This is a genomic window from Nonomuraea harbinensis, assembly GCF_019396385.1.
Lineage (GTDB): Bacteria > Actinomycetota > Actinomycetes > Streptosporangiales > Streptosporangiaceae > Nonomuraea > Nonomuraea ferruginea.
In genome coordinates this window covers 1-15,457 of record NZ_JAHKRN010000075.1, presented here as the reverse complement: position 1 = coordinate 15,457, position 15,457 = coordinate 1, and the positions used below count along the sequence as shown (strand labels likewise).

Below are 15,457 nucleotides of genomic sequence, written 5' to 3'. Positions count from 1 at the left end.
GGAGTTCGCCCGGCTCTGCCGCGGTGAGGAGGAAACGCAGTGAGCAAACCCAAGGTCGCGATCATCGGATCGGGCAACATCGGCACCGACCTGATGTTCAAGGTGATCAGGCTGTCGAAGACTCTGGAGGTCGCGGCGATGGCCGGGATCGATCCCGGCTCCGACGGCCTGGCCAGAGCCGGGCGGCTGGGCCTGGCGACGACGCACGAGGGCGTCGAAGGGCTGGTCGGGCTCCCGTGCTTCGAGGACGTCTCCGTGGTCCTGGACGCGACCTCTGCCGGGGCGCACCGGCACAACGAGGCGGTGCTGCGCCCGTACGGCAAGCGGGTGATCGACCTGACGCCCGCGGCGGTCGGCCCGTACGTCGTCCCGGCGGTCAACCTCGAGAGCCACCTGTCCGAAGTCAACGTCAACATGGTCACCTGCGGCGGGCAGGCCACCGTGCCGATCGTCGCCGCCGTGTCCCGCGTGGCCCCCGTGCGGTACGCAGAGATCGTCGCCTCGATCGCCTCGAAGTCGGCTGGGCCGGGGACCCGGGCCAACATCGACGAGTTCACCGAGACCACCGCGCGGGCCCTGGAGGTGGTCGGCGGCGCCCGGCGCGGCAAGGCCATCATCGTGCTCAACCCGGCCGAGCCACCGGTGATCATGCGGGACACCGTGTACTGCCTGGTCGAGGAGTGTGACCAGGCCGCCGTCGCCGCGTCGGTGAAGGAGATGGTCGCTCAGGTCGGAGCGTACGTGCCGGGCTACCGGCTCAAGCAGGAGGTGCAGTTCCGCCCCGTCCGCGCCGGCGACCCCCTCGCCGACCTCGGGGGTACGGGCCTGCTCGTCTCGGTGTTCCTCGAGGTCGAGGGCGCCGCACACTACCTGCCCGCCTACGCCGGCAACCTGGACATCATGACGTCGGCGGCGCTGCGCGTCGCGGAGAGAATGGCCACCCGATGAAGCTCTACATACAGGACGTGACCCTGCGGGACGGCATGCACGCGATCCGGCACCGCTACACCGCCGACCAGGTCGCGCAGATCGCCGGGGCCCTCGACCGGGCGGGCGTCGCCGCGATCGAGATCGCGCACGGCGACGGGCTCGCCGGCGGCAGCGTCAACTACGGTCCGGGAGCCTGCCTGGACGAGGAATGGATCGAGGCGGCGGCCTCGGCCATGTCGAGCGCCGTGCTGACCACGCTGCTGCTGCCCGGTATCGGCACCATCGCGGACCTGCGCCGTGCCCATGCCCTGGGTGTTCGGTCCGTGCGGGTGGCGACGCACTGCACCGAGGCCGACATCGCCGCCCAGCACATCGGGGTGGCCCGCGACCTCGGCATGGACGTCGCCGGGTTTCTCATGATGTCGCACATGGCCCCGCCTGCCGAGCTGGCGCGGCAGGCGAAGCTGATGGAGTCGTACGGCGCGCGCTGCGTGTACGTCACCGACTCCGGCGGCCGGCTCACGCTGGACGGCATGCGCGAACGGGTCCGCGCCTACCGCGACGTCCTCGACCCCGGCACCGAGATCGGCGTTCACGCCCACCACAACCTCGGGCTGGGCGTGGCCAACTCCGTGGTCGCCGTCGAGAACGGCGTGACCCGCGTGGACGCCTCACTCGCCGGGATGGGCGCCGGGGCGGGGAACTGCCCGCTGGAGGCGTTCGTCGCCGTGGCCGACCTGATGGGCTGGGACCACGGTTGCCACCTTTTCCGGCTGATGGACGCGGCGGACGACCTGGTCCGCCCACTGCAGAGCCGCCCCGTGCAGGTCGACCGGGAGACGCTCACGCTCGGCTACGCCGGGGTCTACTCCAGCTTCCTGCGCCACGCCGAGGACGCCGCCGCCCGCTACGGCCTCGACACCCGCGACATCCTCGTCGAGGTGGGCCGCCGGGGAATGGTCGGTGGGCAGGAGGACATGATCGTGGACATCGCCCTCGACCTTCAGCGTCACGGTTGACCGGGCGAACGGGTATGTGGGCTCCCGCAGTCGACGCAGGGCGGCGCCGAACCGCAACGGCCCGGTCGGGACCGCGTGCATGGCGCTCTCTGTCGTGTCACTCGCCGCCCCTGCCTGCGGCCGAGATCCCGCCTCGACATCGTGGCGCGCAGTCAGTCGACCGGGCGGGACAGAATGTTGGCCGTGGCCAGAGCGGCTGCGTCACGGACCGCGGCCACGTACTCCGGGAGTTCCTCACGCCGGAAGCGGCGACTCGGCATGGCCACCGTCATGGCTGCGAGGGCGTGCCCCTGCTCGTCGAGGATGCGCGCCCCCACACCGGAGACACCTGCCTGCGCCTCGTCCACGACGACGCCGAACCCCTGCCGCCGAACGGTGACGAGCCTCCGTTTCAGCGCGGGCAGCTCGGTGATCCGGCAGGCATGGTTCAACGGAAGCCCGTCGCGGTAGAGCCGATCGAGTTCCGGCTGGGGCAGCGACGCGAGGAGGACCATCCCGCCCGCGGACGAGTGCGCCGGCATGCGGCCCCCGGTCTGTGCGCCGACCCGTAGCGGTTCCTGGCATTCCACGCCGTCGACGAACCTGACGTCGCTGCCCTCCAGGACCATCAGGTGCGACGACTCGCCGAGGCGTTCGGCGAGGTACTCCAGCGGGCGTCGCGCGCAGCTGCGGACCACGGTGATCGGGACTGACCGGGTCATCCCGCGGGACGTGAGCACCGGCCCCGGGCGGTACTTCCGCCGCTCGTCTTGGACCGCGAAGCGGTTGCGACATAGCGTGACGAGCAGCCGGTGTGCCGTCGAGGGAGTGACATCGAGGAACTCGGCTGCTTCCTTGACCGAGACCACCCCCCGGTCATCAAGGAGGTTGACCAGCGCCAACGCGCGGTCGACCGAGGTCGACCCCGAGATCGAATTCGACATAGTCGAATCATTTCCCATACTCATTGCGTATAGCAATATCCCACATGAAACTCATCGCACGGATCGGAACCGGTCGCGGAAGTCGCTTGCGGACCGGAGAGAGCAGGAAGCACATGCAGTTCGACCCAGAGGATCTGGCCCTCGTTCTCGAGTCGCTCGACGGCGTCGACTACCAGCATTTCCAGCTCGAAATGGGTGATCTTCGCATCGTGCTGACCCGGGGTCCTGAGACGCCGGCGAGCCCTGCCCCTTCGGCTTCCGGGCCCGCGCCCGACACGGCCGGATCCCGACCGGAATCGAAGCCGGCGGCGGATATTCAGCCGGGCACCCCGCACCCCACCGCCGCGGCGAGCACGACGGCCGAGCGTCCCGGTGCGCCCGGGCCGGACGACAAGACGATCACCGCCCCGATCCTCGGCACCTTCTACCGCTCTCCCAAGCCCGGAGATCCGCCGTACGTGAGCGTCGGTGACCCGGTCGAGACGGACACGGTCATCTGCATCGTCGAAGTGATGAAGCTGATGACGCCGGTGACCGCCGGGCACCGCGGGGTGGTCACCGAGGTGCTCGCCACGGACGGAGAACTGGTCGAGTTCGAGCAGCCGCTTTTCCGTATTGGGCCGGCGTCGTGACCGCCGTCGTCTTCGTCGCCAACCGGGGCGAGATCGCGCTCCGTATCCTGACGGCCTGCCGTGGTCTCGGGTTGCGCACCGTTCTCGGCGTCTCGGCGGCGGACCGGGACAGCATGCCGGCCGCGCTCGCCGACCGGACCGTGGTGTTGGGCGGCGCGCGGGCCGACCGAAGCTACCTGGCGCAGGACACCGTCCTGGCCGCCGCGCTGGGCACCGGGTGCACCGCGATCCATCCCGGCTACGGTTTTCTGTCCGAGAACGCCGCGTTCGCAGAGGCGTGCGCCGCCAACGGGCTCACGTTCATCGGCCCCTCACCCCAGGCGCTGCGACGCCTCGGAGACAAGATCGAGGCCCGCGAGCTCGCCGAATCGCTCGGGGTGCCGGTATCGCCCGGCGGCACCGCCGTCTCGCCCGAGGAGGTCCACCGGCTGGCCGAGAGCATCGGCTACCCGCTGCTGATCAAAGCCGCGCACGGCGGCGGCGGCAAGGGGATGAAGCTCGTCACCGGTCCCGAGGAGCTGACGAGCGCCTGGCAGGTCGCCTCCGGCGAGGCGCTGGCCGCCTTCGGCCACGGAGCCGTCTTCATGGAGCGGTTCGTCGAGCGGGCGCGGCACGTGGAGGTGCAGATCCTCGGTGACCGCCACGGCGGCCGCCTCCACGTCGGCGAGCGCGACTGCACTGTTCAGTACCGTTACCAGAAGGTCATCGAGGAGTCCGCCAGTGAGGGGCTCACCCCTGAGGACAGGCGGGTGCTCACCGAGAGCGCACTGAGGATCGCCGCCGAACTCGACTATGTCGGGCTCGGCACGGTGGAGTTCCTGTTCGACGAGTCGACCGGCGCGATCAGTTTCCTGGAGGTCAACCCCCGCCTGCAAGTCGAGCATCCGGTCACCGAGGCCGCTACCGGCATCGACCTGGTACGCGAGCAGATCCAGGCATGTCTCGGCGAGCCGCTCTCGTTCAAGCAGAGCGACGTGGTCTTCCGCGGCCACGCCGTGGAATGCCGGATCACCGCGCAGGACCCGGCTCGCGGGCTGGCGCCTTCGCCCGGCACGCTGCGCCGGTGGCGGCCTCCGCGCCGCGGCGGACTACGGCTCGACTCGCACATGTACGAGGGCTACCGCTTCCCCCCGTTCTACGACGCGCTGATGGGCAAGCTCGTCGCCTGGGGCGAGGACCGCGCCCGGGCGATCGATCTGATGTCCGACGCGCTGGCGGAGTTCGAGATCGAAGGCTTCCCCACGAGCCTGGGTCTGCTCCGCCGAATCGTCGCGGATCCGGACTTCCGGGCCAACCGGATTCACACGAACTGGCTCACAGAACGACTTGAGAACGAGGCTCACTCATGACCCGGGTCCAGCTGATCGACGTCTCGCTGCGAGACGGCAACCAGAGCCTGTGGAGCGCGACCGGGGTCACGACCCGCATGGTGTCGGGTGCCGGCGAGCATCTCGGCCGGGCCGGCTACCGGTGCGTGGAACTGACCAACAGCACCCAGATGGCCGTCGCCGTCCGCTTCCAGCGTGAGGACCCGTGGGAACGCATCCGGGTCGCGCGCGAGCGCATGCCGGACACCACGCTCGGTTTCCTCACCACCGGCAAGCGGTTCATCACGTTCTACCGCACCCCCGACGCGCTGTTCGAGCTCGCGTTCAAGCTGCTGCGGCGCAACGGGATCACCCGGCTGTGGGTGGTCGATCCGATGCACGACATGGAGGGGGCCAAACGGATAGCCCGGATGGCGAAGCGCCACGGGTTCGAGGACGTCGTGGCGGGCATCTGCTACACGATCAGCCCGGTCCACACCGACGAGTACTACGCGGCGAAGGCAGCCGAGCTCGCCGGATGCGACGCCATCGACTCGGTGTATCTCAAGGACCCGGCCGGGGTGCTGACCCCGGATCGGCTCACCACCTTGCTGCCGGTGCTGAGCGGCGCGCTGACCGACCTCTCCGTGGACGAGATCCACACGCACAGCACTACCGGGATCGCCCCGCAGACGCTGCTGAGGGCGGCCGACCTCGGCGTGCGGAACCTGCACTGCGCGCTGCCCCCGCTCGCCGACGGCAGCTCGCATCCCTCCGCTCTGCAGCTTGTGCGCAACCTGCGCGCCCGGGGACACGACGTCGACGTGGACCTGGACGCGATGCGCGAGGCGTCGGACTACCTCACCCGCCAGGCCAGGCTGAAGCGGCTGCCGGTGGGTACCCCGGCGGAGTACGACGAGGACTACTACCGGCACACCGTGCCCGGCGGCGTGCAGTCCACACTCCGGCGGCAGCTCGCCGAGATCGGTCGCAGCGAGCTCTTCGACGCGGTGGTCGAGGAGTCCGTCGCGGTGCGCGAGGACATCGGCTGGCCGATCGCGATGACACCGTTCGCCCAGTACATCGTCACCCAGGCCACGCTCAACGTCGTCTCCGGCGAACGGTACTCGATGCTGTGCAACGAGATCGTCGACATGCTGCGCGGTGACTTCGGCCCGCTGCCCGGGGCGGTGGACCAGAACCTGCTCGACCGGGCCATGCAGACTGCCCGGGCCAAGCAACGGTTCGACGACGAGGCGGTGACGATCGAGGACCTGCGCAGCCGGTTCGGTTCGCGCTGCTCGGAGGAAGAGCTCATGCTGCGGGCGGTGATGCCGGCCGAGCAGGTGGACGCCATGGTGGCCGCCACGTCCTCGCCATGGGATGACATGCGAGGTCTTCTCCGGCAGTTCGCCGAGAACCCGCGCATGACCTCGTTCAGCGCGTCCGTGGGCGACCTCTCCGTCGCGGTGCGGCGTACCGCGAGCATGAAGGAGGAAACCCGATGAGCCGGATTCCGGCGACTCAGAGCCCGGCCGTTCCCGGCTCGACGGACGGCGGCGGGCGATCAACCGACCGCCGGGCCTGGGTGATCGACGTGGACGGCTGCCTGGTCCGTACCGCGACCGGCGGCGGCGCGGGCGGAACCCCGATGCCCAGGGCGGTGCGGTTCCTGGAGTACCTGAGAGCCCGCGGCGAGCGATACGTGGTGTGCACGAACGCCTCACAGCAGACCCCGCACTGGTACGCGGAGCACCTGCGTGAGATGGGGCTGGCAGTGGAGGACGAAGCGTTCGTCACCGCGGGCAGCGCCGCCGCCGACCACATCGCCCGCACTCACGCCTCCGGGCGAATCCTGGCCGTGGGCGGTCCCGGGTTCCTGGAGACACTGACCGGACGCGGCCTCGACCTGCTCGGTCCGGACCGGTGGCAGGAGGCGGAGGCCGTCGTCATCGGAGCCGACGACACCTACCAGACGCGGTGGATCAACGCCGCGGCCCTCGCCGTGGATGGCGGAGCCGCCTTCTACACCTGTGTGGACGTCAAGTGGTTCCACGGCGGGATCGGCAAGTCCATCGCCAGTTCGTCGGCCATGGCGGCCGCCGTCGCCTGGGTCACCGGCGTGGAGCCGGTGATCCTCGGCAAGCCGTCGCCCGCGCTGGGCCAGACCCTGCTCCGTCTGCTCGACGCCGCCCCCCGGGACGTCACCGTGCTCGGTGACTCCCTGGTCGAGGTCGAGCTCGCCCATGCCATGGGCAGCGAAGCGATTCTCCTCCTCAGCGGCGCGACCTCGGCCGAGGAGGCCGCGGCCATCCCGGCCGGGAAGCGCCCCCGTCACGTTCTCGAAGATGTCGAGGCACTTTTCAACCTCTTGGCGCCCGAAGAGAAAGATCACCCTCATGAATGAGACAGCACGGTTCGACTACCTCTCCGAGGCGAAGACTCCGGCGGGAGCCGAAGGCTGGGAACGCATGTACCCGTACTTCCTGCTGCCCAACAAGGACCTGCGGACCCACGAGGACTCGCATCTCTGGTTCACTGACACGATCCACTGGTCCCGGGGGTGCCACCCGTTCGACAGCATCGGCGCCGAGGCGGTCTACCTCGGCGCGGGCCAGAACAGCGCACGGATCTACGCGATCCCGACCTCGCTGGGCCTGGACGTACGCATCGTGAACGGCTACGTCTACATCAGCCCGAACCCGGTCGTGGATCCGGCCGAGATCCAGGAGCGGCTGGAGCACTTCACCGTCCGCGCCTCCTACTACTACGAGAACTGGGAGGAGCTCTACGAGCGGTGGAAGCTGAAGATCGGCAGTGTCGTCGACGCGATGAACGCGCTGTCCTTCGACCCGCTGCCCAAGTTCGAGCCGGTCGAGGCGGTCTTCGAGGCGAGGGGCCGTTCCGTCTCGTGGAAGATCATTGAGAACTACCACAAGCTGATCGACAGCTTCTTCCTGGTCTGGCAGCACCACTTCGAGTTCATCAACCTCGGGTACGGCGGCTTTCTCACGTTCTTCCAGTTCTGCAAGAACGCCTTCCCGTCGATCAGTGACCAGGCGATCTCTCGCATGGTGGCCGGGATCGACGTTCTCGCGTTCCGTCCGGACGAGGAACTGCGCCGGCTGGCACTGCTCGGCCACGAGCTCGGCCTCGGCGCGGAGCTCACCGCTCGGCGGCCCGCTGCGCAGACCCAGGAGCGGCTGGCCGTGAACGAGGCCGGCCGACGGTGGCTCGACGAGCTGGAGCGGTCCAAGGACCCCTGGTTCAACTACTTCGCCGAGTACGGGTTCACCCACGACCAGGAGACCTGGCGGGACAACCTCGACCTGCCCTTCAACGGCATCGCCCGCTACGTGGAGATGATCGAGCGCGGTGAGGACATCCAGCGGCCGGTCGACCGGATCCGGCAGGAGCGGGACGACCTGGTGACCGGCTACCGCAGGCTGCTCGGCGACATCGAGGCGAAACAGTTCGACGAGCTGCTCGCCCTGGCCCGCCGCGTGTTCCCGCACATCGAGGAGCACAACATCTTCGTCGAGCACTGGGCACACTCGGCCTTCTGGACCAAGATGAAGGAGCTCGGCGACTTTCTCGTGGCGTCCGGGTTCCTCGCGGCCCGCGACGACATCTTCTACCTCAACCGGTTCGAGCTGGACCAGGTGCTGTTCGACGTGGTCGAGTCGTGGGCGATCGGGGTCGAGCCGCGTGGCACGGCCCGCTGGCGCCGCGAGATCGAGCAGCGCCGCGACATCATGCGGGCACTCCAGGCTGCCACCCCGCAGCCCGCTTTCGGCACTCCGCCGGCCGAGGTCACCGACCCGCTGGCCGTGATGAACTACGGCGTGACGACCGAGCTGGTGCAGGAGTGGCTGCACGGCGCGTCCGGCGAAAGCACCGGCCTCAGCGGGATCCCCGCCTCGCCGGGTGTCGTCGAGGGAGTGGTGCGGGTGCTGCGCAGCGAGCACGACCTGGACCGGCTCCAGGAGGGCGAGATCCTGGTGGCGCCGATCACCGCACCGTCCTGGGGGTCGGCCTTCTCGGTCGCGAAGGGCGTGATCACCGACGTCGGCGGCATGATGTGCCACGCGGCGATCGTCTGCCGCGAGTACGGGCTGCCCGCCGTGGTGGGCACCGGCTTCGCGACCACCCGGCTGAAGACCGGCCAGCGTGTCAGGCTCGACGGTGACAGCGGCGTCGTCGAACTGCTCGGCGGTGAGGCATGACCTACCAGTTCACCCTCGGCTTCGACGACCCGAGCTGCCGGCAGACCGACTTGGTCGGCGGCAAGGCCGCCGGCCTGGCCGAGATGACCAGCCGAGGGGTGCCCGTGGCCCCCGGATTCGTGGTCACCACCGCGGCGTTCCGGGAGTTCCTGGACGCCACCGGCAGAGCCGGCGAGATCAGCGAGTTGCTCGGCCGGCTCGAACGGTACGACCTTGACGCGGCGAGCCTGGCCGCCGAACGCATCCACAGCTGGCTGGCCGACGCTGCGCTGCCGGAGGTCGCGCGGCGCGAGATCGAGGCCCGCTACGTGGAGTTGAGCGCGGCCGCCGGGACGCCCGGGGTGTCAGTGGCGATCCGGTCGAGCGCCAGTGCGGAGGACTCGGTGCTGTCCAGCTTCGCCGGTGAGTTCGAGACCTGGGTCGACGTCGCCGGACTCGACGACGTCCTGGCGCATGTGCACAAGTGCTACCTGAGCATGTTCGCTCCTCGGGTGCTCTCGTACGTGCTCGACCGCGGCCTCGACCACGGCGTGATCGACATGGCCGTGGTGGTCCAGAAGACCGTGCGGGCCAGGGCCGCGGGTGTCATGTTCACCCTCGACCCGGTGCACGGCGACCGGTCGCAGGTGGTGATCGAGGCCAACTGGGGTCTCGGCTTGTCCGTGGTCGGTGGCGAGGTCATCCCCGACCGGTACACGGTCGACAAGGTGACCAGACAGGAGAGGCAGCGGGTTGTCGGCAGCAAGCGGCTCGCGTACCTGAGGGGCGACAGGGGGCCCGTCGAGGTGCCGGAGGACAGGCGGCAGGTGGCCTGTCTCAGCCCGGCGGAGGTCCTCGCACTCGCGGACCTCGGCATGCGGCTGGAGGAACTGCAGGGCAAGCCGCAGGACATCGAGTTCGCGGTGGACGAGGAACTGCCCGAGGGCGGCAACCTGGTGCTGCTGCAGTGCCGTCCTGAGACCGTCTGGTCGGGACGGCAGCGCCCGGCCGCGTTCGACGCGGGATCGTCGATGATGTCCTGGATCGCCGGCGCGATCAGCGCCCCCAGCCGTGGAGCGTCCGGAGTGGGAGGCCACCACCATGGCTGAGCATTACTGGGATCCCGAGCTGGACACGCTGCCCTGGGACCAGGTCCTTGAGTGGCAGCGTGCCCGCCTCCCCGAGTTCGTCGAGGGCCTGCGGGAACGTTCCATCTTCCACGCCGGGCAGCTTGCCGGGGTCTCCACCGACCGGCTCGGCGAGTCGTGGGGCTCGATCCCGTTCGTGGAGAAAGCTCAGCTGAGGGAGCTTCAGCAGTCCGGCGACGGTCCGCTGCTGGGTGCGGCCCAGGGCGTCCCCGACGCGGAGCTGGTCCAGGTGCTCGCCTCATCGGGCACCACGGGTTCTCCGACGTTCTTCGGCCTGACCGAGCGGGACCGGCGCAACTGGGAGTTCAGCATCGCCAACATGTTCTTCACCGCAGGCGTGCGCCAGTCGAGCGTGGTCGCGCTCGCCGTGGCGATGCCGCTGGTGGCGGGTGGTCTGCCCTACGGTGACGCGATTCGCAGGATCGGTGCCACGCTCGCCTGGGTGGGCGGCCAGACGCCCGCCAGGATGGCCCAGATGATCAAGCGGTTGAAGGTCGACACGATGGTGTCGACGGCGTCGTTCGCGACGTTCTTCGCCGAGCGCAGCGCCGAGGTGCTCGGGCATCCCGCGAGCGAGCTGTCGCTGCGCACGATGATCGGCGGCGGCGAGCCCGGTCTGGCCCAGCCGGAGATCCGCAACCGGGTGGCGCAGGAGTGGGGAGCCGACCGGGTCAGCGAGACGATGGGCCTCGGCGACGTCATGTCGGGGTTGTGGGGCGAGTGCGCCGAGGCCGGCGGCATGCACTACACCGGTGCGCGCAACGTGCTGGTGGAGCTGATCGATCCGGACGACGGACGGCCCGTCGCCTGGGAGCCGGGTGCCATGGGTGAGGCGGTCTACACCACCTTCACCCGGGAGGCCACCCCGGTCGTCCGGTTCAGGTCCCGAGACCACCTCCGGATCGAGGCGACCTGCTGCCCCTGCGGACGGACCTCCCCCCGGGTGCGCTGCGTGGGCCGGACGGACGACATGCTGATCTACAAGGCGATGAACGTCTTTCCCAGCGCGATCAGGGACGTCGTACTGGACGACTACGCCGCTCTGCTGCCCGGGCCGATGCGGATCCGCAAGGAACGCGTGGACCAGGTCCGTTTCGACCGTCCGATCCCGCTCGAGATCGAGCTGGACGTGCGGGGCGCCGACGCCGAGACGGTGAAGAGGGGTATCGAGGACGCGGTACGGCAGAAACTGCGCGTCCAGGTCGCCGTCGAGTTCGGCGCGCCGGGAACCATCCCGCTGGCCGAGTACAAGAACTCGCTCGTCTACGTGAAGGAGGCCTGAGATGTCGCAGATCAACGTGGCTGAACTCGTCGCGATCGACGTGCACACGCACGTGCTCGGCTCGACGCGCGAGAACGGCACGGCCGCCGACGACGCGGTCGCAGCGCTCGGTGGCGTCTTCGGGTTCGATCGGAGCCCGACGCTCCCCGAGATGGTGGACTACTACCGCAGCCGAAACATGGCCTGCGTCGCCTTCACCATCGACGACATCTCCCGTACCGGCGTGGAGGCGCCGGTGGGCAGCGTGGAGATCGCCGAACTCGCGGCCGACCACCGGGACGTGGTGATCCCGTTCGGATCGGTGGACCCGCACCGCGGCAAGGAAGGCATCGCGATCGCCCGTACGCTGATCGAGGAGTACGACGTCCGGGGGTTCAAGTTCCACGCCAGTCAGCAGGAGTTCTATCCCAACGACCGGCTCGCGTACCCGCTGTACGAACTGCTGGCCGAGCACCGGCTGCCCGCGCTCTTCCACACCGGTCAGTCCGGGATCGGCAGGGGCGTGCGCGGCGGCGGCGGAATCCGGCTGAAGTACACCAACCCGATGTACCTCGACGACGTCGCGGTGGACTTCCCGGACATGCCGATCATCATGGCCCACCCGTCGGTGCCCTGGCAGGATGAGGCCCTCGCCATCGCCCTGCACAAGCCGCAGGTCTACATCGACCTGTCCGGCTGGATGCCGAAGTACTTTCCGCCGCAGCTCGTGCAGTACGCGAACTCCCTGATCCAGGACAAGGTCCTGTTCGGCTCCGACTTCCCTCTCATCACGCCGGACGCCTGGATCGCGTCCTTCGACGAGCTGGGCATCAAGGAGTCGGTACGTCCCAAGATCCTGCGTGACAACGCGGTCAGGCTGTTCGGCCTCTGATCGTCCCCTGTGAGGGATCCACCTTCTTCCGTCCCCCACCGGACGGGAAACCCGCGGTACAGCTGCCGAAGGGTCCGCAGCACACCACCTCCCCATCATCGTGAACTGCCAAGGAGGCAGAGCCGTGACCGTTTCACTCCGTGTCGGAGACGTGACCATTCGCACCATCGTGGACTTCGAGGATCAGGAATGGCCACACGACCTGCTCATTCCCGACTCGGTGCGGGAACTCCTGCGTGACGAGCCCGACTACGCTCCGACGGAGTCGTACAACCCGGTGACCGGCGGCCTTCGGCTGCGGTTCGGCGGGTTCCTCTTCGAAGTCGACGGGCGGCGCATCCTCGTCGACACCGGGATCGGCGCGAACAAGGAGCGGAGCGCGCACCCGGACTGGAACCTCCGTACCGACACGTCGTTCCTGGACTCGCTACGGCAGCAGGGTTTCGCATCTGAGGACGTCGACGTGCTGGTGACCACGCATATGCACGTCGACCACGTCGGATGGCATACGGTCCAGTCGGAGAAGGGGTGGACGCCGACGTTCCCGAGGGCCGAGTACGTCTTCGTCCGCACCGAGCTGGAGCACTGGCTGTCGTGTCACAAGACCGACCCCGGGGTCAACTTCGGCTCCACCGATGACAGCATCGTCCCGATCGTGGAGAGCGGCCGGGCGGTCACGGTCGAGGACGGATACGAGCTCGCCTCGGGCGTCACCATGAAGGTCTATCCCGGCCACACTCCCGGGAACGCGGTGGTGTGGCTCAGGTCGGGCGGGGAGACCGCGGTTATCTGCGGCGACACGATCCACCACCCGATTCAGCTGCGCTACCCCTCCTGGTCGTCCGGATTCTGCTCCGACCCGCACGGATCGGCGGAGGGTCGCCGTCAACTGCTCGACGAGGTCTGCGAGACGAATGCGATCCTGCTTCCCAACCACTTCCGCACCCCCCCGTCCAGGATCGTCAGGACCGGTGATCACTACGCACGGGTTCCGCTGAGCAGCTGAGACGCGACCCGCCGATGGGGTCGACGGAACCCGGGAGCCGTTGCGCGGACGCCCTGGCTCGGCCGGCGCAAGGCCGAGTTCAGGCGTCCGGCCCCAGGGCGATCGAACCGGTTGCGTGGTAGCCCACCTATGAGCACCACTGGACGCACATGGGCCCATCGTTATCCCCGTACGTAGCGTCACGTGTCATCACGCGCACCCGGCTGAGCAATCGGCCGGGTGTTGCGTGGCCGATGAGGAGATCGCATCTTATGGGGCTCAGCGCCTGCCGGTGGCCTGTGCCCGCTGCGTGGCGCGGGAGGCGTTGACGCGGTCGGCCCTGGCCACCAGCAGCCCCGCCGGCTCAGGATGTCCGAAGTTCCCGGTGATCGGTCGCCTCAGGACACGCGGGGATCTCACTCCTGGTCACCTCCGGCCGCGATCCCACCAGTTCGTAGGAGTAACAGCGGGAGGGGACTTGAGTGGTCGCCTTGATCAGGACCACGACGCGCACACGCCCATCCGCGCGATCGGCATATCAGGGATACCTGTAAACAGCTTCGTTGATCTCCGTATCCGGGAGCGAGCCGTCAGTAGCCGCCTGTCGGAGGCGTACGGCGATCTCCATCGATCGTCGGTGCATGCCCGCCAAGTCGTGTTCCTCGGCCTCCTGGTGTGCGCGAAGCGACCAGGTCGCCCATACGATCAGACCGACCACCGCGAGGGTAGCCGACAGCAGAAACGACGGTGACCCCGGTCAGCAGCTTCGGCAAGCAGCCGACCGGCGCCGCCTGTGTCTCCTGAGGATCCCCACAATCCGGACGTTACCTCTGTGAGCCCTTGTCATCATGGCCGCGGCGACGCCAAGCGTACGAGCCGGCCGGACTAACCCGGCGTGACCGTCGCCCCGCCGATGTCAGCGGACGGACTGTCGGGTGGCCGGTGCTCCAGGAGCCTGCCGCGCAGGCTCCGGGTCAGGTGGGGCACGAGGCGTTCGGCGCTCATGTCGGCCCAGGGGGCCGACGCCGATGACGTAACGGCTGAAGGTGACGCCGATGAGGTGGGCGCCGAGGAGGCGGCGATGTTGCAGGCCAGGATCCAGCCGACGTTGACGTTCCACGTCTTGGAAGGCAAGTTGCGCAGTCCCATCGCCTTGTTGGTGCGCACCCGGTCCTCGACCTCGGCGTGATCACGGTGGACGGCGTCCACCGAACCCCCAGGCGGCGGCGCGTTCGTCGAGCCCGGTCACTCGGCGATCTGCGCGTGCGGATGGACCTTGCCGTCTTGGCGCACGGCCGCCTGCCAGGCGTCGGCGGGCAGTTTGGCGATCGCGCTCTCGTCCGTCTCGGTTATCTTCCAGCCGACGGTGAAGCGGACCGTGCGCCGTGTGGTGTTCAGCCCTTGCATGTGTTCGACCAGGTCATGGGTGGCGCCCGCGCCGTCGATCCGGATCCAGATCTTGGCCCGGAAGGTGCCGGGGATCTGAGCGATCGCCTCGGACAGGACGCGCACGTGGTCGCAGGCGGTGTTGGACCCGGCCGATCCGGTGCGCAGCAGCATCGCCAGTGATTCGTGGGTGTTGGCGCACCAGGCGGCCAGGGGGTGAAAGCCCTAGCCCTTCTTGAACGTGGCCGAGGCGCCCTGTTTGCTGGAGTGTGCGGTGATCAGCGTGGCGTCCAGGTCGATCACGATCCAGCCGGTCAGCACCTTGCCGGCCACGCTCAGCCAGGGAAACCCGGTCTCGGTGGCGGCGATCAGGTCCCAGACGTGCCGTCGAATCCGAGCTCGTGCCCGGGCGAGTCTGCGCTGGAGCAGCTCATCGGTCCCGATCGGCTCCAGCGCCCGGCGGATGGTGGAGTCCGAGGGTGGCGCGCCGAACAGCGGCTCATGGTGGGTCAGCAGGGCGATCTGCCGCATGCTGGTCGCCCCGAGGGCGATGGCCACCGCGAGCTGCACCAGCACCACGCCCCGGTCCCACACCGGCGATCCGCCCAGCCGGGCGAACACTCCGCCGAGCGCTCTGGTTAATACTCCAGCCGCACTTCGAGATCTCGGATCTCGGTTTGATCGAGGCTGGGACATGAGACGGCCACCGCCATGATCATGTGGGTGTGTGGAATCCAGATGATCGGCGGTGGCCGTGGCAGTCACAGTA

General features: G+C 68.8%; 16 protein-coding genes. 11 read left to right on the top strand and 5 right to left on the bottom strand.

The window, feature by feature from the left end:
- Window positions 1-39 precede the first annotated feature (39 nt).
- Window positions 40-948: an acetaldehyde dehydrogenase (acetylating) gene (locus tag KME79_RS41235; RefSeq protein ID WP_219551478.1), complete on the top strand. Its 909-nt coding sequence runs from the start codon at window positions 40-42 to the stop codon at window positions 946-948.
- Window positions 945-1,949 (top strand): 4-hydroxy-2-oxovalerate aldolase, encoded by a 1,005-nt coding sequence (dmpG, locus tag KME79_RS41230; protein ID WP_219551476.1) that lies wholly within the window; start codon window positions 945-947, stop codon window positions 1,947-1,949. The genes KME79_RS41235 and dmpG overlap by 4 nt, the downstream gene beginning before the upstream one ends.
- A gap of 152 nt (window positions 1,950-2,101) precedes the next feature.
- On the opposite strand, the gene KME79_RS41225 is transcribed toward dmpG, so the two are convergent.
- Window positions 2,102-2,872, bottom strand: a complete 771-nt coding sequence (locus KME79_RS41225) for an IclR family transcriptional regulator (RefSeq protein ID WP_219551474.1) — start codon at window positions 2,870-2,872, stop codon at window positions 2,102-2,104.
- A 113-nt stretch (window positions 2,873-2,985) separates the two neighbouring features.
- Here KME79_RS41225 and KME79_RS41220 point away from each other — a divergent pair, with 113 nt between their 5' ends.
- The 9 genes from KME79_RS41220 to KME79_RS41180 all read left to right on the top strand — a co-directional run bounded on the left by KME79_RS41220 (window position 2,986) and on the right by KME79_RS41180 (window position 13,323).
- On the top strand, window positions 2,986-3,504 hold the full coding sequence (locus tag KME79_RS41220) for an acetyl-CoA carboxylase biotin carboxyl carrier protein (RefSeq protein WP_219551472.1): 519 nt from the start codon (window positions 2,986-2,988) through the stop codon (window positions 3,502-3,504).
- Window positions 3,501-4,853 (top strand): acetyl-CoA carboxylase biotin carboxylase subunit, encoded by a 1,353-nt coding sequence (locus KME79_RS41215; protein WP_219551470.1) that lies wholly within the window; start codon window positions 3,501-3,503, stop codon window positions 4,851-4,853. The genes KME79_RS41220 and KME79_RS41215 overlap by 4 nt, the downstream gene beginning before the upstream one ends.
- Complete coding sequence (locus KME79_RS41210) at window positions 4,850-6,319, top strand: hydroxymethylglutaryl-CoA lyase-like TIM-barrel protein (protein WP_219551468.1); 1,470 nt, start codon at window positions 4,850-4,852, stop codon at window positions 6,317-6,319. The genes KME79_RS41215 and KME79_RS41210 overlap by 4 nt, the downstream gene beginning before the upstream one ends.
- A complete protein-coding gene (locus KME79_RS41205; protein ID WP_219551466.1) occupies window positions 6,316-7,218 on the top strand; it encodes an HAD-IIA family hydrolase in 903 nt (300 codons plus the stop codon). The genes KME79_RS41210 and KME79_RS41205 overlap by 4 nt, the downstream gene beginning before the upstream one ends.
- On the top strand, window positions 7,211-9,037 hold the full coding sequence (locus tag KME79_RS41200) for a PEP-utilizing enzyme (RefSeq protein WP_219551464.1): 1,827 nt from the start codon (window positions 7,211-7,213) through the stop codon (window positions 9,035-9,037). The genes KME79_RS41205 and KME79_RS41200 overlap by 8 nt, the downstream gene beginning before the upstream one ends.
- The gene (locus KME79_RS41195; protein WP_219551462.1) at window positions 9,034-10,125 is read left to right on the top strand and encodes a PEP/pyruvate-binding domain-containing protein; all 1,092 of its coding nucleotides are present in this window, start codon (window positions 9,034-9,036) and stop codon (window positions 10,123-10,125) included. Before KME79_RS41200 ends, KME79_RS41195 begins: the two co-directional genes overlap by 4 nt.
- On the top strand, window positions 10,118-11,446 hold the full coding sequence (locus KME79_RS41190; RefSeq protein WP_219551460.1) for a phenylacetate--CoA ligase family protein: 1,329 nt from the start codon (window positions 10,118-10,120) through the stop codon (window positions 11,444-11,446). Before KME79_RS41195 ends, KME79_RS41190 begins: the two co-directional genes overlap by 8 nt.
- A gap of 1 nt (window position 11,447) precedes the next feature.
- Entirely contained in the window at window positions 11,448-12,317 is an 870-nt protein-coding gene (locus KME79_RS41185; protein WP_219551458.1) for an amidohydrolase family protein, read from the top strand.
- Window positions 12,318-12,468: 151 nt separating this feature from the next.
- Window positions 12,469-13,323 (top strand): MBL fold metallo-hydrolase, encoded by an 855-nt coding sequence (locus tag KME79_RS41180; RefSeq protein ID WP_219551456.1) that lies wholly within the window; start codon window positions 12,469-12,471, stop codon window positions 13,321-13,323.
- 258 nt (window positions 13,324-13,581) lie between these two features.
- Here the strand turns inward: KME79_RS41180 and KME79_RS41175 are convergent, their stop codons facing one another.
- From KME79_RS41175 to KME79_RS45895, 4 genes are all read right to left on the bottom strand, one after another.
- A complete protein-coding gene (locus KME79_RS41175) occupies window positions 13,582-13,722 on the bottom strand; it encodes a hypothetical protein (RefSeq protein WP_219551454.1) in 141 nt (46 codons plus the stop codon).
- 465 nt (window positions 13,723-14,187) lie between these two features.
- Window positions 14,188-14,511, bottom strand: coding sequence for a hypothetical protein (locus KME79_RS45905; protein ID WP_246641275.1), 324 nt, complete (start codon window positions 14,509-14,511; stop codon window positions 14,188-14,190).
- A gap of 36 nt (window positions 14,512-14,547) precedes the next feature.
- Window positions 14,548-14,901, bottom strand: coding sequence for a transposase (locus KME79_RS45900; protein ID WP_281429650.1), 354 nt, complete (start codon window positions 14,899-14,901; stop codon window positions 14,548-14,550).
- 12 nt (window positions 14,902-14,913) lie between these two features.
- On the bottom strand, window positions 14,914-15,309 hold the full coding sequence (locus KME79_RS45895) for a hypothetical protein (protein ID WP_246641273.1): 396 nt from the start codon (window positions 15,307-15,309) through the stop codon (window positions 14,914-14,916).
- Window positions 15,310-15,457 lie beyond the last annotated feature (148 nt).